Origin of the sequence: Polynucleobacter sp. JS-Fieb-80-E5 (assembly GCF_018882015.1) — a bacterium.
Lineage (GTDB): Bacteria > Pseudomonadota > Gammaproteobacteria > Burkholderiales > Burkholderiaceae > Polynucleobacter.
In genome coordinates this window covers 204,328-222,841 of the sequence record NZ_JACVPH010000002.1, presented here as the reverse complement: position 1 = coordinate 222,841, position 18,514 = coordinate 204,328, and the positions used below count along the sequence as shown (strand labels likewise).

General features: G+C 46.8%; 18 protein-coding genes. 5 read left to right on the top strand and 13 right to left on the bottom strand.

What is annotated here, in order from left to right; translation table 11 throughout:
* Positions 1–23: 23 nt before the first annotated feature.
* Both mutM and mutY read left to right on the top strand, forming a co-directional pair.
* A complete protein-coding gene (gene mutM, locus ICN44_RS04055) occupies positions 24–860 on the top strand; it encodes a bifunctional DNA-formamidopyrimidine glycosylase/DNA-(apurinic or apyrimidinic site) lyase (RefSeq protein WP_216262818.1) in 837 nt (278 codons plus the stop codon).
* Positions 845–1,990: an A/G-specific adenine glycosylase gene (gene mutY, locus ICN44_RS04050; protein WP_216262817.1), complete on the top strand. Its 1,146-nt coding sequence runs from the start codon at positions 845–847 to the stop codon at positions 1,988–1,990. The genes mutM and mutY overlap by 16 nt, the downstream gene beginning before the upstream one ends.
* Here the strand turns inward: mutY and rapZ are convergent.
* The 9 genes from rapZ to ICN44_RS04005 form a co-directional block, all read right to left on the bottom strand.
* On the bottom strand, positions 1,935–2,825 hold the full coding sequence (rapZ, locus tag ICN44_RS04045) for an RNase adapter RapZ (RefSeq protein WP_216262816.1): 891 nt from the start codon (positions 2,823–2,825) through the stop codon (positions 1,935–1,937). The genes mutY and rapZ overlap by 56 nt on opposite strands.
* 3 nt (positions 2,826–2,828) lie before the next feature.
* Positions 2,829–3,815 (bottom strand): HPr(Ser) kinase/phosphatase, encoded by a 987-nt coding sequence (gene hprK, locus ICN44_RS04040; protein ID WP_216262815.1) that lies wholly within the window; start codon positions 3,813–3,815, stop codon positions 2,829–2,831.
* Positions 3,812–4,273 carry a PTS sugar transporter subunit IIA gene (locus ICN44_RS04035; protein ID WP_216262814.1) on the bottom strand — a complete coding sequence of 154 codons (462 nt, stop codon included), beginning with the start codon at positions 4,271–4,273 and terminating at the stop codon, positions 3,812–3,814. Before ICN44_RS04035 ends, hprK begins: the two co-directional genes overlap by 4 nt.
* 33 nt (positions 4,274–4,306) lie before the next feature.
* Positions 4,307–4,630, bottom strand: a complete 324-nt coding sequence (hpf, locus tag ICN44_RS04030; protein WP_012358449.1) for a ribosome hibernation-promoting factor, HPF/YfiA family — start codon at positions 4,628–4,630, stop codon at positions 4,307–4,309.
* 184 nt (positions 4,631–4,814) lie between these two features.
* On the bottom strand, positions 4,815–5,582 hold the full coding sequence (gene lptB / locus ICN44_RS04025; RefSeq protein WP_216262813.1) for an LPS export ABC transporter ATP-binding protein: 768 nt from the start codon (positions 5,580–5,582) through the stop codon (positions 4,815–4,817).
* Complete coding sequence (gene lptA / locus ICN44_RS04020) at positions 5,579–6,133, bottom strand: lipopolysaccharide transport periplasmic protein LptA (protein ID WP_370624858.1); 555 nt, start codon at positions 6,131–6,133, stop codon at positions 5,579–5,581. Before lptA ends, lptB begins: the two co-directional genes overlap by 4 nt.
* 10 nt (positions 6,134–6,143) lie before the next feature.
* Positions 6,144–6,785 carry an LPS export ABC transporter periplasmic protein LptC gene (gene lptC, locus ICN44_RS04015; RefSeq protein WP_216262811.1) on the bottom strand — a complete coding sequence of 214 codons (642 nt, stop codon included), beginning with the start codon at positions 6,783–6,785 and terminating at the stop codon, positions 6,144–6,146.
* A gap of 3 nt (positions 6,786–6,788) precedes the next feature.
* Complete coding sequence (locus tag ICN44_RS04010) at positions 6,789–7,361, bottom strand: HAD family hydrolase (RefSeq protein ID WP_216262810.1); 573 nt, start codon at positions 7,359–7,361, stop codon at positions 6,789–6,791.
* A 27-nt stretch (positions 7,362–7,388) separates the two neighbouring features.
* Entirely contained in the window at positions 7,389–8,381 is a 993-nt protein-coding gene (locus ICN44_RS04005) for an SIS domain-containing protein (RefSeq protein WP_216262809.1), read from the bottom strand.
* A gap of 11 nt (positions 8,382–8,392) precedes the next feature.
* Between ICN44_RS04005 and ICN44_RS04000 the strand changes: the two genes are divergently transcribed.
* Positions 8,393–10,375: a monovalent cation:proton antiporter family protein gene (locus tag ICN44_RS04000; RefSeq protein ID WP_216262808.1), complete on the top strand. Its 1,983-nt coding sequence runs from the start codon at positions 8,393–8,395 to the stop codon at positions 10,373–10,375.
* Positions 10,376–10,409: 34 nt separating this feature from the next.
* On the opposite strand, the gene uvrA is transcribed toward ICN44_RS04000, so the two are convergent.
* Positions 10,410–13,310 (bottom strand): excinuclease ABC subunit UvrA, encoded by a 2,901-nt coding sequence (uvrA, locus tag ICN44_RS03995; protein ID WP_216262807.1) that lies wholly within the window; start codon positions 13,308–13,310, stop codon positions 10,410–10,412.
* A gap of 37 nt (positions 13,311–13,347) precedes the next feature.
* Here uvrA and ICN44_RS03990 point away from each other — a divergent pair, with 37 nt between their 5' ends.
* Positions 13,348–14,532 carry an MFS transporter gene (locus ICN44_RS03990; RefSeq protein WP_216262806.1) on the top strand — a complete coding sequence of 395 codons (1,185 nt, stop codon included), beginning with the start codon at positions 13,348–13,350 and terminating at the stop codon, positions 14,530–14,532.
* Between the two features lie 81 nt (positions 14,533–14,613).
* Positions 14,614–15,069 (top strand): single-stranded DNA-binding protein, encoded by a 456-nt coding sequence (gene ssb / locus ICN44_RS03985; protein WP_215321062.1) that lies wholly within the window; start codon positions 14,614–14,616, stop codon positions 15,067–15,069.
* A 93-nt stretch (positions 15,070–15,162) separates the two neighbouring features.
* On the opposite strand, the gene queF is transcribed toward ssb, so the two are convergent.
* Genes queF through ilvA form a run of 3 tightly spaced genes read right to left on the bottom strand, consistent with a single transcriptional unit; the run spans position 15,163 to position 18,443 of the window.
* The gene (queF, locus tag ICN44_RS03980; protein WP_216262805.1) at positions 15,163–15,990 is read right to left on the bottom strand and encodes an NADPH-dependent 7-cyano-7-deazaguanine reductase QueF; all 828 of its coding nucleotides are present in this window, start codon (positions 15,988–15,990) and stop codon (positions 15,163–15,165) included.
* Positions 15,991–16,003: 13 nt separating this feature from the next.
* Positions 16,004–16,912, bottom strand: coding sequence for a 5'-nucleotidase (locus tag ICN44_RS03975; RefSeq protein ID WP_215360353.1), 909 nt, complete (start codon positions 16,910–16,912; stop codon positions 16,004–16,006).
* A 10-nt stretch (positions 16,913–16,922) separates the two neighbouring features.
* Positions 16,923–18,443 (bottom strand): threonine ammonia-lyase, biosynthetic, encoded by a 1,521-nt coding sequence (gene ilvA, locus ICN44_RS03970; protein ID WP_216262804.1) that lies wholly within the window; start codon positions 18,441–18,443, stop codon positions 16,923–16,925.
* Positions 18,444–18,514 lie beyond the last annotated feature (71 nt).

The following is an 18,514-nucleotide window of genomic DNA, read 5'->3' as shown; positions in this document are numbered from 1 at the left end:
ATATGCGAATCTACAATCCATTTATGCCAGAACTTCCAGAAGTAGAAGTCACCCGATTAGGAATCGCCCCCCATCTTGAGGGGCGCAAGGTCAGCGCCGTCAAGATTATTGATGGACGCTTGCGTTGGCCAGTGCCCGCCAACCTCTCTAAAAGCTTGCCTGGGCAAACAGTGCATGCCATTGAGAGGCGTGGGAAGTATCTTCTATTACAAATGGATACGGGCTATTTGCTGATTCATTTGGGGATGACGGGAACTTTGCGCGTGCTCCCAAGCTCGGACCCCCTCAAGATTCATGATCGCGTGACGCTAGAGTTCGGTAAGTTCAGTTTGCGTTTACATGATCCACGAAAATTCGGCGCAGTCTTATGGCATCCCAAATCAAAAGGCCCCATTGAAACATTTGCGCTTTTGCAAAAGTTAGGAGTTGAGCCATTTTCTCCAGAGTTTGCCGGTGAGCTGGGTGCGGATATTTTGTATCAAAAATCCCGCAAACGCAGTGTTGCTGTGAAGCAGTTTCTTTTGGCAGGACAAGCGGTTGTCGGTGTCGGCAATATTTATTGTTCTGAAAGTTTATTTGAGGCGGGTATTCATCCAGCTAAAGCTGCAGGAAAACTCACACGTCCGCAATGCTCTCGTTTGGCTGAAGCGGTGAGATTGATTTTGAAAAAGGCTATTGCAGCTGGCGGCAGTAGTTTGAAAGATTTTGTAAATAGCGATGGTGATCCGGGGCACTTTATGGTCCAAACCAAAGTCTATGACCGCAAAGGCTTGCCGTGTAAGGTGTGTAAGTCGCCTATTAGTCAGATAGTGCAGGGCCAACGCTCCACTTATTTTTGTACTCAATGTCAAAAACGCTGATTAACACATTTGCATCAAAGCTTGTTGCTTGGCATGTGATCAGTGGGCGCTCAGGCTTGCCTTGGCAAGGTAATCGAGATCCTTATGCAGTGTGGGTTTCAGAAATCATGTTGCAACAAACTCAAGTAGCCACTGTACTTGAGCGCTACCCACGTTTTATGAAACGCTTTCCAACAGTTAAAAAATTAGCCGCTGCTGATATCGACGAGGTATTGGCCGAGTGGGCGGGATTAGGATATTACTCGCGCGCTAGAAATCTACACGCGTGTGCAAAGCAAGTCATGACAGAGTTCGGCGGTAAGTTTCCAAGTGACCCCATTTTGCTTGAGCAATTAAAAGGGATTGGGCGATCTACAGCTGGCGCAATCGCTGCATTTGCTTTTCATGAGCGAGCACCTATTTTGGATGCAAATGTGAAACGCATTCTGGCACGTTTATTTGCGATTGAAGGTGCGATACAAGATAAGAAGATCAACGATCGACTATGGGATTTAGCAATAGATTTACTACCAACTAAACCTGCAGATATGCCGGTCTATACCCAGGCGCTGATGGACTTTGGCGCTACTTGGTGTACGTCACGCAAACCAGTATGTTTAGCATCTGAAAAAAAATGCCCATTCGCAAAAGACTGCCAAGCCAATTTAAGCGATCAAGTTCTTTTGCTTCCACAAAAAACCAAGAAGACCAAATCCCCAGAATTTGATTGCAATATGTTGTTGATGCGTTCGGGTAACTCTATCCTCTTGCAAAAGCGCCCAAGTAAAGCTATCTGGGGCGGTCTGTGGTCTTTGCCTGAGGGGCCGTGGACTCCTAGGGTAGCTCGAACAAAAGTTATTGAGATAAGCCCACAGGAATTATTTACAGCTACATTGCCTGAAGAAAAATTGGCGGCCCTTACAAAAGCTTGTAAAGCCATAAAGCAGACCGAAGAAATTAAGCATGTCTTTACGCACAGACGCTTGTGGATGCAGATATGGCAGGTAAGCGCTCCAAAAGAGTTGGCCTTCTTAAATCCAGATCTGAAGTGGGTGCCGTTGGCTCAGCTAGGGCGCCATGGTCTGCCGCAGCCGATTAAGCTTTTGCTGCAGGAATTGAATCTAGTTCGCGGTGACGATCTAAAAAATTAAGCTGCAAGTCAATGAGGTCCTTTTGGGCGCGGAAGTGTTCGCTCAAGCGGCCTACGAGATAGACGGACCGATGTTGGCCACCAGTACAACCAATGGCAACCGTTAAATAACTGCGACCATCAGCAATGTAATGGGGCAGCCACTTGTTAATGAATTGGGTGATGTCGGATTCCATGCTCATGACTTCTGGAATTTTTCCCAGAAATTCCTTAACGGGCTTGTCATTGCCGGTCAGTGGTCTGAGCGCTTTGTCATAGTGTGGGTTTGGTAGACAACGCACATCAAAAACTAAGTCCGCTTCGCTGGGCACACCCTTTTTAAAGCCAAATGATTCAAAAACTACTGTGAGACTTACCGGTTTATCTTTGAGGAGATCTTGAATCCAGGAACGCAGTGCATGAGCAGGTAGGTTGCTAGTATCGATGCTGTGCGCTTGTGCGCGTAAGGGCTCGAGCAAATTACGCTCTTTATAAATTGCTTCAATCAGAGTTGCCGATTGAGATTGTTTGCCATTAGTAGATAAGGGATGGCGACGACGGGTTTCTGAGAAGCGTTGCACCAAAGTATTGGTATCGGCATTCAGGAATACCACTCTGACCTGATGATTTTTTCGTAGGTTCTCGAGAATGGACGGCAAGTTTGCAATAGATTGTCCGCGACGAGCATCTATAGCGACTGCAACTTGCTCACACTTTTCATTTTCAAGAGTGGAGATGAGGCTTTCGAGAAGCGAGACAGGAAGGTTATCTACGCAGTCATAGCCAGCATCTTCAAAAGCCCTCAGGGCTACTGATTTACCTGAGCCTGAGATTCCGGTAATCAGATTGATCTGCATAGCTTAGAGTAGGCGTCCTTGGGACTTTGAGGATTCTGACTCGGCATTCATCTGAATACGTTGACGCTCGATAAATTCTTTTAAGGTATCGATACCGCGCAATTGCAAAATGGTATTGCGTACAGCAGCTTCAACTAGTACTGCTAAATTTCGCCCTGCAGCCACCTGAATTTTGACCGTACGAATAGGAACCCCTAATACATCAATGTGTTGTGCTTCAAGGGGTAGGCGCTCAAATTCGCCATCAGTTCTGCGAACAAGCTGAACAATGAGTCGTAGTTTTAATTTACGACGCACTGCGGTTTCACCAAAGATCGTCCGAATGTCGAGCAATCCTAATCCACGTACCTCAAGTAGGTTACGCAAGATGACAGGGCAGCGTCCCTCAATGTAATCAGGCCCAAGTCGCGCAAAGTCAACCGCATCATCGGCTACCAATCCATGCCCGCGAGAAATGAGTTCGAGACCTAATTCACTTTTACCTAGGCCGGATTCGCCAGTAAGAAGCACACCCAAGCCCAGAATGTCCATGAAGACACCATGCATTGTGATTTGAGGGGCACCAATTTTGGTTAAGTAAGTGCGTAAATGATCAATCACTTCCGCAGCAGAAATAGTGGTGGTGAATAGTGGCGTTGAGGAGCGCTGGCAGAATAGTTGCAGATCTGGATCTGCACTCTTACCATCAGCCACAATGACACAAGGAGGCATCTTGGAGATCAAACTGGCAATTTGCTCTTGCCTTTGTTTTGGCTCTAGAGCTGCGTGATATTCAACCTCTTGCTCGCCGAAGATTTGAATACGACTCGGGTGAATAAGGTTTAAGTGACCTACTAAGTCGGAGCTGGCTGCAGCTATTTTTACAGCTTCTGGCGGGAAGGTGCGGTCGGCACCTTCAAGACCGCCAATCCAAGACAGCTTTAATTCTGAAACATTGTCATCAAAAATCTGCTGAGCAGTTACTCCCTCTAGGAGTAATGGCTGAGTCATTTTGCTGTACCCCAGTGTTGTAAGAGTTCGCAAACCTTTAAGGGGTCTGCAGTAGACGATAAGTACTCGCGAGCGTCGGCATCCGATAGCAGCTGAGCAATCGAAGACAAAATTTCTAAATGTTGTTGGGTTGCTTTTTCTGGCACCAGCAAGAAAATTAAGATGGAAACCGCTTCACCATCCGGAGCTGCAAACTCAATGGGGTTTTGCAGTCTCATAAAAGCGGCGCTTGGCTGCTTTAAGCCTTTCACACGTCCGTGAGGGATGGCTACACCAGCGCCGAGGGCGGTAGAACCTAAATCTTCACGAGCATTGAGAAACTCAACAACGGAGTTTGCTGTTATTCCTGTTTGTTTAGAAAACAGTTCTCCAGCGGCTGCAAATGCATCAGCCCTGCTTGTGGCGGGGATATCTAATGCAATGCAGTCGGGAGTAAAAAGATTGGTCAGGGCATTCATGTGAATTGATTATAGGTGTCCTGACGTACTAGATCACTCAAAATGCTTTTCGTGGTGATGATCTTGAATCTTTTCTTTGTGTTTAACAACTTGACGCTCTAACTTATCAACCACTGCATCCATGGCGTGATAGAGGTCGGCATTGTGTGCTTCAGCGAACAGATCTTTCCCCTTAAGGTGAATGGTGATCTCGGCGCTTTGACGTAGATCCTTCTCTTTGGCTTTATCTACTACCAGGAAGGCAGACGCATCAATGACGTGATCGAAGTGCTTACGAATTTTGGCTAGACCCGCCTCAAGATGAGAGCGCATGGCAGGGGTAACTTCCACGTGACGGCTATTAATTTTCAAATTCATTAGCGACTCCTTTTATAGATGCGTGCGCATAGTCATGCCCGGGGTGCGCAGCAAGCCCCTGAAATTTTTTGTGCTGTTTTTTTTGGAAAATAAACCATGAGCCTCCAGCGTATCAGCGAATTTGCCGAAAACCAAGAGGGAAGTGCAATTTTTATTACTTTAAAAGTAGGAGGCCTTGTCTGGCTTACATCCGGAAGTTTTCGCCCAGATAGACTCTGCGGACAGCATCATTCTGAATAATCTGATCAGGCTTACCTTCGGCCAATACGCTACCTTCGCTGATGATGTAAGCGTGGTCACAGATACCCAGGGTTTCGCGGACGTTGTGGTCGGTAATGAGCACCCCAATTTGGCGGTCCCGCAGGAAGCGCACAATGCGCTGGATTTCCCCAACAGCAATAGGGTCAACACCGGCAAAGGGCTCATCTAGCAAGATGAATTTTGGCTGGGAAGCAAGCGCTCTCGCAATTTCTACCCGTCTACGTTCACCACCCGATAGGGAAAGGGCTGGATTATTGCGCAGATGACTGATTTGGAGTTCGCCTAAGAGCTCATCAAGGCGGTTGGCAATTTCGGCCTTAGTTAGGGGTTTGCCGCCTTGAGCTTGAAGCTCTAAGACTGCCTGAATATTTTCAGCTACATTGAGCTTTCTAAATACAGAGGCTTCTTGTGGCAAATAGGAGAGACCCATTCGTGCGCGTTCATGAATCGGTAAATGCGTAATATCCGCGCCATCTAAAACGATATTTCCACCATCGAGTGGGACTAGTCCAACAATCATGTAGAACGAAGTTGTTTTGCCTGCTCCATTTGGGCCGAGTAGTCCTACCACTTCACCGCATCTAACTTGTACGGATACATCACGAACCACGGTTCTTGAGCCATACCGTTTTTTTAGGTTATGGGCGCTTAGTGTGGGAGCATTATCGATGTGGGCTAAATCCGCTGTCATTTCTCTAGGGTTGCTTTTCGTCTTGGTGAAAGGATAGCTCTTGCTAAGGGCAGATCATCTGGTTTTGCATCTTTAGGAGGCGTGACATGATAGTACTGCTTTACGTCATCGTACTCAATTTTCCAGCCCTTTAATTGATCAAGCATTTGCATATTGAGCAAGCGCTTCAAGCTGGCATCGCCTGTCAACGTTAGAAACTCAGTCTTAGCGTCATAGGTAACCTGGGCACCACGGCCTTGCATGAATTCATCTGCAAGGCCTTCGCGACGTTGTCTAAAGCTCGCAACTGCTTCTGGAGTGCCCACGACATCGACAAACTCATAACCCTGAGGATCCACTTCAATGTGGCCATCCTCACCAGTAACAATAATGCTGCCTTTGATCAGCAGTACCTGACCATTGAGGTCATAGATTTGCTTAACGTCGTTTACAGAAACTTTTTCCGCTTCCAGAATGACGGGTTTGTCTTGGTCTGCTTTTTCTGCGAACGACAAAGATGCGTGGGAGAGCCCAAAGCTCAGGAGCGCAAGGCGAACAAATAAAATTTTCACTGATACCATTTTATTGGTGGCTCCGTGGGGCGCGCTCGATACGTCCTTTAACTTGACCGCTGAGCACCATACTTTGTTCGACGTTGTTAAACACGCCACCTTCAGTGGAGTTCATGATCGACATGCCCTGCTCAAGGGTAATTGGTCGATCGGTTTCAATAATGTCATCGTTAATGAGCACTTTGAAATAGCTTGAGCTGGCCAACATTCTTAAAGTCGCTGGCTGTGATGCAGTCGCTTCTTGAGCTGGGCGATAGATACTGGCGTTATCGTATAAATCGAGGATGGTGAGATCACCATCGATATGCCCCGTATCTGACTTCACAGTTACAGGTGCTTTCTCAGCTTGGAACAGGCGCATGCGCGGTGTCAGGATGTCGATAGAGGCATCGTCATCATAATGAGTGACTTTCACGCCCAGCACTCGGTATTTGGTATTGCCTAATTCATTTAAGGCTGACAGTGCGCCATCTTTGATGGTGTAGTCAGGCTCATGCAGGCGCACGCGTTCTAAAGGAGATTTTTCTGGTGGAGTGTTTTTTTGGACCAACCAAAAAGTTGCTAGTGTGAGCGCCCCCATCAAAATCAAGGGCAGCAGGCGCAATAGACCACGCCCGATGCCGACCTTAATTTGCTGAGGCTTTAACTGCATTGCTTAGCTACGAGCCTTAAGAAGTAATTCTTCGTAGCGATTCTGTGCTTTGAGAATCAGGTCACATACTTCACGTACCGCACTATTACCGCCATTGCGTGTTGTCACCAAGTGGGAAAATTCTTGGACAGCTTCGTGACCTTGTGCCGGGCAAATTCGAAAGCCTGCATTTTTCATCATTTGCATATCTGGCCAATCATCACCCATAACGGCGCAGTCGGCCGCAGTCAGCCCCAGAGATTGAAGAACTTCTTTCAGGGCAACAGCTTTGTTTTCAACACCCATGTGAACATGTTTAATACCAAGCTCTTCGCAGCGCGCCAAAACCATTTTGGAATTTCTGCCGGTAATGATGGCAGTCGGAATGCCGCATTGCTCTAATAATTTGATGCCTAAACCATCTTGAATATCAAAAGCTTTTAACGATTCTTTTCCATCGACGCCAATCCAAACTTGTCCATTTGTTAATACGCCATCAACATCCAATACCAAAAGCTTCACTTTGCCTGCACGCTCCCAGGCCTGTGGATATTGAGCTAATGGGTTGGTGTTATGGGTATTGAAGGCGCTAGGCATAAAAAAGGGCTCGATTACTAATGGAGATTAAATAACTTTGGCTGCAAATAAATCATGCAGATTTAATGCGCCTAATAAATGGCCTTGGTTATCTGTCACTACTAAATGATTGATACGATGTTTCTCCATCATCTCGATCGCTTCTTCAGCAAGTAACTCTGCTGGAATGGTACGAGGATCGGCAGTGGTTGCACTCTTCAGTTTGATGCCGCCAAGGTCGGTAGTTTTTTCCAGAAGGCGACGCAAGTCACCGTCAGTCAATATGCCAAATACTTTTTTGTAGGCATCTAGGATCACGACCATACCCATGCGTTTTGAGGTCATCTCTAACAGGGCATCTTGTAGGGATGCATCAATGGAGATCTTTGGCGTGTCTGCAAGGCTACGCATTACTTCGCTGACATGCATTAATTGCTTGCGACCCAGTCTGCCACCAGGATGAGAGCGAATGAAGTCTTCAGCTTCAAAGCCGCGTGCATCTAGTAAGGCAACGGCTAGAGCATCACCCATGGCTAGTGCAGCAGTAGTGCTGGTTGTAGGCGCTAGATTCAATGGGCACGCCTCTTTTTCAACACTAGTATCTAAATGCGCGTCTGCCAATTTGGCAAGAGAAGAATTTGGAGCGCCAGTGAGAGCAATGAGTTTTGCACCAGTGCGTTTCACGATTGGCACGATAGTCAAAAGCTCATCGGTCTCGCCGGAATTGGAAAGTGCAACAAAAACATCATCTCTAGTAACCATGCCTAAGTCACCGTGGCTGGCTTCAGCGGGATGAACAAAAAATGCAGGGGAACCTGTGGAAGCAAAAGTAGCGGCAATTTTGCGAGCAATATGACCCGATTTGCCGATTCCAGAAACGACGATTCTGCCTTTGCAGCCATGTAAAAGCTCAACCGCCAGGACGAGAGCATCAGCATTTGCGCCCTCAAGGCGATCACGCATGGTTTGCAGTGCAGCAGCCTCTATAGTGAGGGTGTCGCGCGCAAGCTTTAGGGTACGTTCACGAGTCTTAGCTATCATCAAGTAAGTATATGCCGTCAGTCCTTCAATTAACCCTCATTCTCCTGGCCTCGGGTGTGGCCGGAGTGGTTATTTTCCGCTATTTTGGCTTACCCCCTATTTTGGGCTATTTGGCCATTGGCGTCCTCATTGGGCCTAACGCCTTGGGCTTGGCAAATGACTCGGCCACAGTGAAGTATTTGGCTGAATTTGGCGTAGTTTTCTTGATGTTCTCGATTGGCTTGGAATTTAACCTGCATAAATTAAGGGCAATGCGATCGATCGTATTTGGCCTTGGTGGCAGCCAAGTCATCCTGACAATGCTTTTAGCAATCCCCGCCAGTTTGCTAATGAATTGGATTTATCCCATCTCTTGGCATGCTGCGATCGCTTTAGGTGGTGCGCTGGCAATGTCATCAACCGCAATTGTGACCAAATTGATTTCTGATCGCGCTGAATTAGAGACCGAGCATGGTCGCAATGTCGTGGGTATTTTGTTGTTCCAGGATTTAGCAGTGGTCTTTCTGTTGATTTTATTGCCGTCCCTTGGGAAAAATCCTTCCGACTTGTTCGTTGCGTTAACTGCAGCGTCCATCAAAATCACCGTTGCCTTGGTATTGATTTTCTTCATTGGCCAAAGCTTGATGAGTCATTGGTTTAAGTTGGTTGCTAAATTGCGTTCACAAGAGTTATTCATGCTCAATCTGTTGTTGATTGTTTTGGGTATGGCAGCGCTTACCGAGCACTTTGGTTTGTCGCTAGCGCTTGGTGCGTTCTTAGCTGGCATGTTGATTTCTGAAACGCCTTATCGCCATCAAGTGGAAGAGGATATCAAGCCGTTTCGCGATGTTTTGCTCGGCCTCTTCTTTGTGACGATTGGCATGTTGCTGGATTTCAACGTCATTCGTGAGCAGTGGTTATTGGTTTTGGTTTTGCTGGTTGGCCCACTCATCTTTAAGTTTGCCCTTATGGCTTTGCTATCACGGGTCTTTGGCTCTAGTCCTGGCATCTCCATTAGAACGGGCTTGTGCTTAGCTCAAGCGGGTGAATTCGGCTTTGTGTTACTCAATCAAATTGATGGCCTAGATTTAATTGACCCCACCTTGAGTCAAGCAGTATTGGCAGCGATGTTGATCTCCATGTTCTGCGCGCCATTCCTCATTGAATATAGCGATCGCATTGCAATGCGTTTCTCTAGCAATGAATGGCTGCTGCAATCGCTTGCATTAACTCGTGTTGCTGCCAAGAGTGTTCGTAATGAAAACCATGTGGTCATTTGTGGCTTCGGTCGTTCAGGTCAAAGTTTGGCCCGCATGCTTGATCAAGAAAAAATTCCATACATTGCCTTGGATTTAGATCCTGATCGCGTTAAAGAGGCTGCGGCTGCTGGAGATAATGTGGTTTATGGCGACGCTAGTCGTGAAAACTATTTAGTAGCTGCTGGCCTTTCAAGGGCAAAGGCAGTCGTGATTACGTATGCCGACACCGCAGCAAGTATGCGAGTGTTGCGTCAGGTAGAGCGCTTACGTCCTGGTATGACGGTATTAGTGCGTACTAGAGATGATGCAGATATAGCCAAGTTGCAAGCAGCTGGAGCTACTGAGGTCGTGCCCGAACTCATTGAAGGCAGCTTGATGATTGCTTCCCATGTTCTGCTAATCATGGGTGTGCCAATGCGTAAGGTAGTACGACGCATCACAACAGCAAGGGAGGAGCGTTATAGCTTGCTGAGGGGCTACTTCCGCGGATCTGCAGACGATGATTTTGGTTCCAATGAGTCTTGGCGTTTACATGCCATTACGCTGCTACCTAATTCAAAAGCGATTGGTAAAACCCTTGGTGAGCTTGATCTAGAAAAAGAAGGCGTCAATGTTCAGGCAGTACGTCGCAAAGGTCGAAACGCAGATTATGTAAAGTTGGACCCCATTCCGGATCTCAAGCTTGAGGCCAACGACATTTTAGTGATCTCAGGCAATTCAGAGGCAACCGATTTGGCTGAAGCCAAATTACTCTGAGATCAATCTAATAGCGCTGCGCGCTTTTATTGCTTTACTTACTTTTCTTTTTACCGGCTAAAGGAGTAGGCGCTTTGCGAGTTAGTAATGGCGCTAAGTAGTGACCTGTAAAACTCAACTCATTTTTCGCTACATCTTCTGGTGTGCCAGTAGCAATGATTTGCCCACCACCGGCGCCGCCCTTAGGCCCTAAGTCAATAATCCAATCCGCAGTCTTAATCACATCAAGGTTGTGCTCAATGATGACAATCGTATTTCCTTGTTTCTTGAGCGTCTGAATCACAGTTAGCAACAACTGAATATCGTGGAAATGCAAGCCAGTAGTAGGTTCATCCAGGATATATAAGGTTCTGCCGGTGTCGCGCTTAGAAAGCTCAAGAGAGAGTTTCACGCGTTGCGCTTCTCCACCAGAAAGCGTTGTCGCGCTTTGTCCAAGCTTTACATAACCTAGACCAACATCAAGCAGTGTTTTTAGTTTGCGTTTTACAACGGGCACCGCTTCAAAGAACTCATGGGCTTGTTCGATTGTCATCGAGAGTACTTCATGAATATTCTTGCCCTTGTAGCGAATATCTAAAGTTTCACGGTTGTAACGCTTTCCATGACAAACATCGCAAGGTACATAAACATCAGGCAAGAAGTGCATCTCTACTTTGAGAACGCCATCGCCTTCGCAAGAGTCACAGCGACCGCCCTTAACGTTAAAGGAGAAGCGACCGGCTTCATAGCCACGCTCGCGTGAGGCAGGAACACCGGCAAAGAGTTCTCTAATCGGGGTAAATAGTCCCGTGTAGGTAGCTGGGTTAGAGCGCGGTGTTCTACCAATAGGAGATTGGTCAACGCTAATGACTTTATCGAAATGCTCTAAACCCTTCATTGCATCGTGCGCTGCAGGCTCTGCATTGGAGCCATAGAGGTGCTGAGCAACTGCATGATGCAGGGTGTCGTTAATTAAGGTGGATTTACCGGAGCCTGATACACCAGTAACGCAAGTTAACAAACCAACGGGGATTTTTGCATGAACAGATTGCAAGTTATTGCCGCGCGCACCAATGATTTCTAAAAAGCGATCATTTACAGGAATACGTTTTTCTGGAACCGCAATTGCTTCACGGCCTGCAAGGTAAGCACCTGTTAAGGAATTTGGGTTTGCCTCAACTTCAGCAGGCGTACCTTGGGCAACTACTTCGCCACCATGAACACCAGCACCAGGACCGATATCAATCACCCAGTCAGAGGCGCGAATCATATCTTCATCATGCTCAACAACTAAAACACTATTACCTAAATCACGCAGGTGCTTCAGGGTGCCAATCAGGCGATCGTTATCGCGTTGATGCAGGCCAATAGAGGGTTCATCCAATACATACATCACTCCCGTTAAGCCAGAGCCAATCTGACTTGCCAGGCGAATACGTTGGGCTTCTCCACCAGAAAGAGTGTCGGCACTACGCTCGAGTGAAAGATAGTCTAGGCCTACGTCATTTAAGAAGCGTAAACGTGCGCCAATCTCTTTGACGATCTTGTCAGCGATTTCTCGTTTGGCGCCTTTGAGTTCCAGTGTTTCAAAATATTCTTTGGCTTCTTTGAGTGGTAAGGCGCTAATTTCATAGATGGCACGCGATTGTTTCTTCTCACCCACTTTGACAAAGCGAGCTTCTTTTCGTAAACGGCTGCCATTACATTCGGGGCAGGTTTGAACATTTTGATAGCGCGATAGTTCTTCACGAACTGTCATGGAGTCAGTTTCGCGATAGCGTCTTTCAAAGTTGGCAACAATGCCTTCGAAAGCATGTTCGCGAATGCTGTTCTTGCCACGCTCATTGATGTACTCGAAAGGAATAGTGACATCGCCAGAGCCCAAGAGAATCAGATCTTGTTGTTTCTTGTTGAGGGTCTCAAATGGCTTCTCCACATCAAATCCGCCATGTTTGGCAAGGGTCTGAAGGAGTTTGAAGTAGAACTGATTGCGGCGATCCCAGCCTTTAATAGCGCCTGAAGCGAGTGATAAATCAGGATGGGCGACAATACGTTTTGGATCAAAGAAGGATTGATGGCCAAGACCGTCACAGGATGGGCACGCACCCATCGGGTTATTAAAGGAGAAGAGGCGTGGCTCTAATTCTTGTAATGAGTATGAGCAAACTGGGCAAGCAAACTTACTAGAGAAAATCATCTCTTTGCCAGTATCCATATCGACGATCATGGCTTTGCCATCCGCCAAACGTAAGGCTGTCTCAAAAGATTCTGCCAAACGTTGCTGAATATCAGGGCGCACTTTAATGCGATCCACTACTACTTCAATAGAGTGCTTATCATTCTTTTTGAGAGTTGGTAATTGATCCACTTCAAAAATCTCGGCTTTTGCTGCGTTTGCTGTGCCGCCACCAGAGCGAACGCGAAATCGCACAAACCCTTGTGCCTGCAGGTCTTGAAAGAGATCAACGAATTCACCTTTGCGCTCGCTCACGACTGGAGCCAAAATCATCAACTTCGTATCTTCAGGCATCGACAACACGGTATCGACCATCTGAGAGACACTTTGCGCCTCTAAAGGCAGATCATGGTCTGGGCAATGCGGCGTGCCTGCGCGTGCAAATAACAAACGCAAGTAATCATGAATTTCTGTAACGGTACCTACCGTAGAGCGTGGGTTATGGCTCGTTGCTTTTTGCTCAATCGAGATTGCAGGTGATAAACCTTCAATCGTATCGACATCTGGCTTTTCCATGAGTTGCAAAAATTGACGGGCATAAGCTGAGAGAGATTCTACGTAGCGGCGTTGGCCTTCTGCATACAGCGTGTCAAAAGCCAATGAGCTTTTGCCTGAGCCAGATAAGCCAGTCAGGACGACGAGTTTCTCTCTAGGGATGTCTAGATTGATGTTTTTGAGGTTGTGGGTGCGGGCACCGCGGATCTTGATTTCGTTATTCATGATTTTTTAGCGTAACTTGTTAATATAGCTCTTTCCCATGAATCCTTCTGAACTTCGCTCCACTCTGGCCTTGGCAGGCATATTTGGCCTCCGTATGCTGGGTCTGTTCTTGCTATTGCCCATATTTAGTATTCACGCGCGTGGTTTGCCTGGTGGTGAACAGGCCTTTTTGGTGGGTTTGACCCTCGGAATCTTCAATATTGTTCAGGCCTGTTTTCACATCCCTTTGGGGCGTTTATCCGATCGAATTGGCCGTAAACCAGTGGTTTTATGGGGTCTTTCATTGTTTATTGCTGGTGCTTTGATCTCTGCCACTAAGGATGATTTATTGTGGATTGCTATTGGGCGAGGTGTTATGGGTGCAGGAGCGATATCTGCCGCTGTTTCTGCATGGGTTGCCGATCTCACGCGTGAACAAGTACGAACCCGTGCCATGGCTATAGTGGGGGGAAGTATTGCACTGTCATTCGCCCTATCTTTAGTGATTGCCGCACCCATTTACCGAGTGATTAGCTTAAGTGGAATGTTTGTAGTGTTGGCGATTCTTGGGGCGATAGCAATGTTGGTGACGTATTACGTTTTGCCGAGCACTCATCCTGAAGTCGAAGTTCAACAAGCTTCCTTGAAGGAGGTATTCTTTCGTCCGGAGTTGATGCGTTTAAATGTTGGTGTATTTGTATTAAATGCAACCCAGGTGGCAATGTTCTTAGTGGTGCCGCGATTGCTGGTCGATGCAGGTTTGCCACTTTCCTCCCATTGGGAAATTTATCTTCCTATAGTGCTGTTGTCATTTGTTTTGATGGCCCCTGCAATTATTTATGGTGAGAAGAAGCAAAAGTTAAGAACAGTGTTGTTGGCGGCAATAGTTTTACTCTTGATAGCAGAGTGGATTTTTACTCAAGCAAATTCAGTAATGACTATTGCTACTGCATTATTAGTTTATTTTGTTGGCTTTAATTTACTTGAAGCTTTGCAACCCTCTTTGGTGTCGCGTTTTGCTAAAGAATCTAAAGGCACCGCATTGGGCATTTACAACACTACACAATCCATTGGCTTGTTCTCAGGGGCAGTTATTGGGGGTTATTTAATGGATAGCCATGGTGATTTATCGGTCTTTGTGGTGGGTGCTGCACTCCTAGTTTGCTGGCTTATAATTGCTTGGTCGATGGGTGAAATGCCAACGAGAGCAACAGATTCCAAGGGTGTAAGCACAACGACATAAGCGCAGCTTCATTGATTAAATTAAAGCGAGCAATTTATTTTTTAGCAGTAATAACAGTAGTATTTTTCTTCGGGAGACAACATGGCTTCGGTAAATAAGGTCATCATCGTAGGTAACGTAGGGCGTGATCCAGAGACGCGTTATATGCCAAGTGGCGACGCAGTGACAAATATCTCAGTAGCAACATCTGACCGCTATAAAGATAAACAAACCAACGAAATGAAAGAAACCACAGAATGGCACCGTGTTGCATTCTTTGGCAAGCTTGCAGAAATCGCTGGTCAGTACCTCAAAAAAGGTTCACAAGTTTATGTTGAAGGTCGTTTGCGTACACGCAAATGGACTGACGCTAGTGGCCAAGAAAAGTATTCCACAGAGATCGTTGCAGAAACTATGCAAATGCTTGGTGGTAAGCCAGTAGGCGGAAGCGGTGATGGCGGTGAAAGCTATAGTCGCTCAAAGCCGGCTGAGCAGTCTGCTCCAGCAGCATCAAACGCTGCATCATTAGGTGCAATGGACGACGATATTCCGTTTTAAGTAATTGCAACTAGTGCGGTAATTACCGTAATAGCAAAAACCCCTTCTAGGATTTCCTACAAGGGGTTTTTATTTGCCTACATGTCAATAAAGCTACTGTCTTGCGTGCCGAATATTATCTGGCCAGGGTGAATTGTGATCGGTGCGGAAAGGATTAATGTCTAGGCCACCGCGCCGTGTATAGCGCGCATATACAGATAGCTTCTCCGGTTTGCACTGACGCTTGATATCGGTGAAGATGGTTTCCACGCAATGCTCGTGGAACTCGCCTAACTGCCTAAAGCCAATGAGGTAGCGTAATAAACCCTCTTCAAGAATCGGTCTGCCTTGGTAACGAATTTGCACGCTCGCCCAGTCTGGTTGACCGGTAACTGGGCAATTGGACTTAAGAAGATGTGAGACAAGACACTGCTCTATTGGGCCAAAGGATTCATTGACTCCGAGTAGGCCTGGGTCTGCGGGTAGGTTTGGATCTACTTCAATGTCTAATCTGTCCATCAAAATGCCACCCATTTCTTGCATCCCTTTTTTAGAGACTGCCTCTGTTGGGTTAATGCGGGTGGCGATCTTGCTGCCAGCAACTGCAGATAAATCAGTAATGAGTCGCTCCTTAACTTCATTCTCATCCTCAAAGCGTGCGCTGTTAAGGCTGTTGAGATAAAGCTTGAATGACTTGGACTCAATCATGTTCGGTGAGTCTGCAGGAATCTGAAACTCTGCCAAAGCAATTTGTGGTTTACCCTTTTGATTGAGCCAGCCCAGTTCAAAGGCGTTCCAAATATCAACACCAACAAAAGGTAGGGCTTGACCTTCTTTAAGGCCTAACTTCTTTCTGTTCTCAGTTCTGGGGATGGGAAACAGCAAACTCGGATCATATTGATCTGGATATTGCGTTGATTGTCCGAGGGTTAAGGTTGCCATTACAGTATTTCGCTTACTTCTTAGGATTATTTGATACGCCAGATACCACATGGCCTGTTGGTGCAACAGAGGCTGCTGATTGGCAATGACCGGTTTGATCATCAAAGAAAAAGTCGGGTTCGAATTCTCGTAAGAACTCGCTCTTCGAGAGGCCGCCTAAAAACATTGCTTCATCTACATCAATACCCCATGCCATCAGCGTGCGAATGGCTCGTTCATGGGCGGGTGCAGAGCGTGCTGTCACTAAGGCTGTGCGAATGCGCATACCGTTTTCACTAGTGGAGCGTTGCAGTCTGTGTAGGGCTTCTAGCAATGGTTTGAATGGGCCGGGAGGCAAGGGAATATCGACCTTCTTGCTTTCGTGATCCACAAAAGCTTCAAGACCTTTTTTCTGAAAGACTTGTTCGGCTTCATCAGAGAAAAGGACAGCGTCTCCGTCAAATGCAATACGGATTTCATTAGGATGAGACTCCGCGGTTTTGCTGGACTCTGGATACACACGAGCCGCAGGAAAGCCTGCATCAATCGTTGCTCGTACGTCATCTTCATTTGCAGATAAGAAGAGGTTGGCATGTAGAGAGCGCAGATAGTGATACGGAGGTCTGCCCCTGGTAAATACGCCACGCTCTAAATGTAAGCCATGATGCTCGGCGGAGCGGAATACACGCAGGCCACTTACTGGATCATTGCGAGAAAGAATCACTACTTCAACACGTTGCTCACCCTCATCATTAAAAGCGAGGAGTTTCTTTACCAAAGGGAATGCCACCCCTTTTTGAGCAGCCTCACTCAAGCGCTCTAACTGCAACTTCATATAAGCGCTGTCATCAGTTGATTCGAAGATGCGATTTTCTTCCTCGAAATCAAACAGGGCACGCGAAGAGATCGCGACGACGAGTTTTCCGGTGAGTGTGTATGACATTAAATTGGACTTATTTTAGGAACAAGCGATACGCAGGGTTATTGGTTTCATCCCAGTGTGGGTAACCCAAGGTTGCCAAGAAGGTTTGGAATTTCTTCTGCTCATTTTTCGGTACTTGAATACCAATCAGAATGCGGCCATAGTCAGCACCATGATTGCGGTAATGAAATAGGCTGATATTCCAGTTAGGAGCCATACTGGTTAAGAACTTCATCAAAGCACCTGGGCGCTCTGGGAACTCAAAGCGATAGAGCAATTCATCTTTAGCCAGTGCAGAATGCCCGCCAACCATATGACGTAAATGCGATTTTGCTAGCTCGTCATGCGTGAGATCAATCGTTGCAAACTTGGCTTTGCGGAAATGCTTTGCAATCGCTTCGCTATCACCCGATTTTTGTGTGCTGATGCCAACAAAAATATGCGCTTCACTTTGATCACCGATACGATAGTTAAATTCAGTAACGTTACGTTTGCCGAGTAATTCGCAGAAGCGTTTGAAAGAGCCGCGTTCTTCAGGAATGGTGACTGCAAACACCGCCTCACGGAACTCACCAACGTCTGCTCGTTCAGCTACAAAGCGGAGGCGGCTAAAGTTCATGTTTGCCCCGCAAGCCACAGCCACTAGGGTTTTCTTCTTGATACGTTTTTTCTCGACATACTTCTTCATGCCTGCTATTGCGAGTGCGCCAGCGGGCTCAAGAATGCTGCGGGTGTCGGTAAACACATCATTAATAGCTGCACAGATTTCATCTGTGTCAACGGTGACAATTTCGTCTACTACTTTCTTGCAAATACGAAATGTTTCTTTGCCAACGAATTTCACAGCAGTGCCATCTGAGAACAAACCCACGTCTTTCATCTCAATACGTTTATTCGCTTTGAGCGATTGATTCATGGCATCGGAGTCAGAGGCTTGAACGCCAATCACTTTTGTTTTAGGGCTAACAGCTTTGATGTATTCGCCAATGCCGGAAATCAAACCACCACCACCAATAGCTACAAATACTGCATCGATGGGTTTTTCGTATTGAGTAAAAATTTCGTGGGCAATCGTTCCTTGACCTGCGATGACATCAGGATCATCAAAGGGGTGAACGAAAGTTAAGCCCCGTTTTTTGCCGAGAATCTCAGAATGTTTAAAGGCGTCACTATAGGATTCACCATGAAGAATGATCTCCACCCAGGATCCGCCCCTTGCCTTGACTGCGTCAATTTTGACGCTAGGGGTCGTGACCGGCATCACGATGACGGCTTTGCACTTCATTTTGGCTGCCGATAGGGCTACGCCCTGAGCATGATTGCCTGCGGAAGCTGTAATAACCCCGCGTTTTAAGGATTCCGGGGGTAAATGGGCCATTTTGTTATAGGCGCCACGGAGTTTGAAGGAGAAAACCGGCTGGTTATCTTCTCTTTTGAGTAAGACCTGGTTGCCCAAACGCTTAGTCAGTTCTGGGGCGAGCTGAAGTTCGGTTTCTCTGGCTACGTCATAGACGCGAGCCGATAAAATTTTCTTTAAATAGTTCGTTGCCATCCGATGAGCGTACCACGGATGGCTCCTAAGCCCTTAGATTTGCAAGGGTTTATCCCTTTGAGGAGCAACTT

Bases quoted from the DNA above. Each gene is read 5' to 3' on its own strand.
- mutM (WP_216262818.1), top strand. From the start codon at position 24: ATGCCAGAACTTCCAGAAGTAGAAGTCACCCGATTAGGAATCGCCCCC.
- mutY (WP_216262817.1), top strand. From the start codon at position 845: ATGTCAAAAACGCTGATTAACACATTTGCATCAAAGCTTGTTGCTTGG.
- rapZ (WP_216262816.1), bottom strand. From the start codon at position 2,825: ATGCAGATCAATCTGATTACCGGAATCTCAGGCTCAGGTAAATCAGTA.
- hprK (WP_216262815.1), bottom strand. From the start codon at position 3,815: ATGACTCAGCCATTACTCCTAGAGGGAGTAACTGCTCAGCAGATTTTT.
- ICN44_RS04035 (WP_216262814.1), bottom strand. From the start codon at position 4,273: ATGAATGCCCTGACCAATCTTTTTACTCCCGACTGCATTGCATTAGAT.
- hpf (WP_012358449.1), bottom strand. From the start codon at position 4,630: ATGAATTTGAAAATTAATAGCCGTCACGTGGAAGTTACCCCTGCCATG.
- lptB (WP_216262813.1), bottom strand. From the start codon at position 5,582: ATGACAGCGGATTTAGCCCACATCGATAATGCTCCCACACTAAGCGCC.
- lptC (WP_216262811.1), bottom strand. From the start codon at position 6,785: ATGCAGTTAAAGCCTCAGCAAATTAAGGTCGGCATCGGGCGTGGTCTA.
- ICN44_RS04010 (WP_216262810.1), bottom strand. From the start codon at position 7,361: ATGCCTAGCGCCTTCAATACCCATAACACCAACCCATTAGCTCAATAT.
- ICN44_RS04005 (WP_216262809.1), bottom strand. From the start codon at position 8,381: ATGATAGCTAAGACTCGTGAACGTACCCTAAAGCTTGCGCGCGACACC.
- ICN44_RS04000 (WP_216262808.1), top strand. From the start codon at position 8,393: ATGCCGTCAGTCCTTCAATTAACCCTCATTCTCCTGGCCTCGGGTGTG.
- uvrA (WP_216262807.1), bottom strand. From the start codon at position 13,310: ATGAATAACGAAATCAAGATCCGCGGTGCCCGCACCCACAACCTCAAA.
- ICN44_RS03990 (WP_216262806.1), top strand. From the start codon at position 13,348: ATGAATCCTTCTGAACTTCGCTCCACTCTGGCCTTGGCAGGCATATTT.
- ssb (WP_215321062.1), top strand. From the start codon at position 14,614: ATGGCTTCGGTAAATAAGGTCATCATCGTAGGTAACGTAGGGCGTGAT.
- queF (WP_216262805.1), bottom strand. From the start codon at position 15,990: ATGGCAACCTTAACCCTCGGACAATCAACGCAATATCCAGATCAATAT.
- ICN44_RS03975 (WP_215360353.1), bottom strand. From the start codon at position 16,912: ATGTCATACACACTCACCGGAAAACTCGTCGTCGCGATCTCTTCGCGT.
- ilvA (WP_216262804.1), bottom strand. From the start codon at position 18,443: ATGGCAACGAACTATTTAAAGAAAATTTTATCGGCTCGCGTCTATGAC.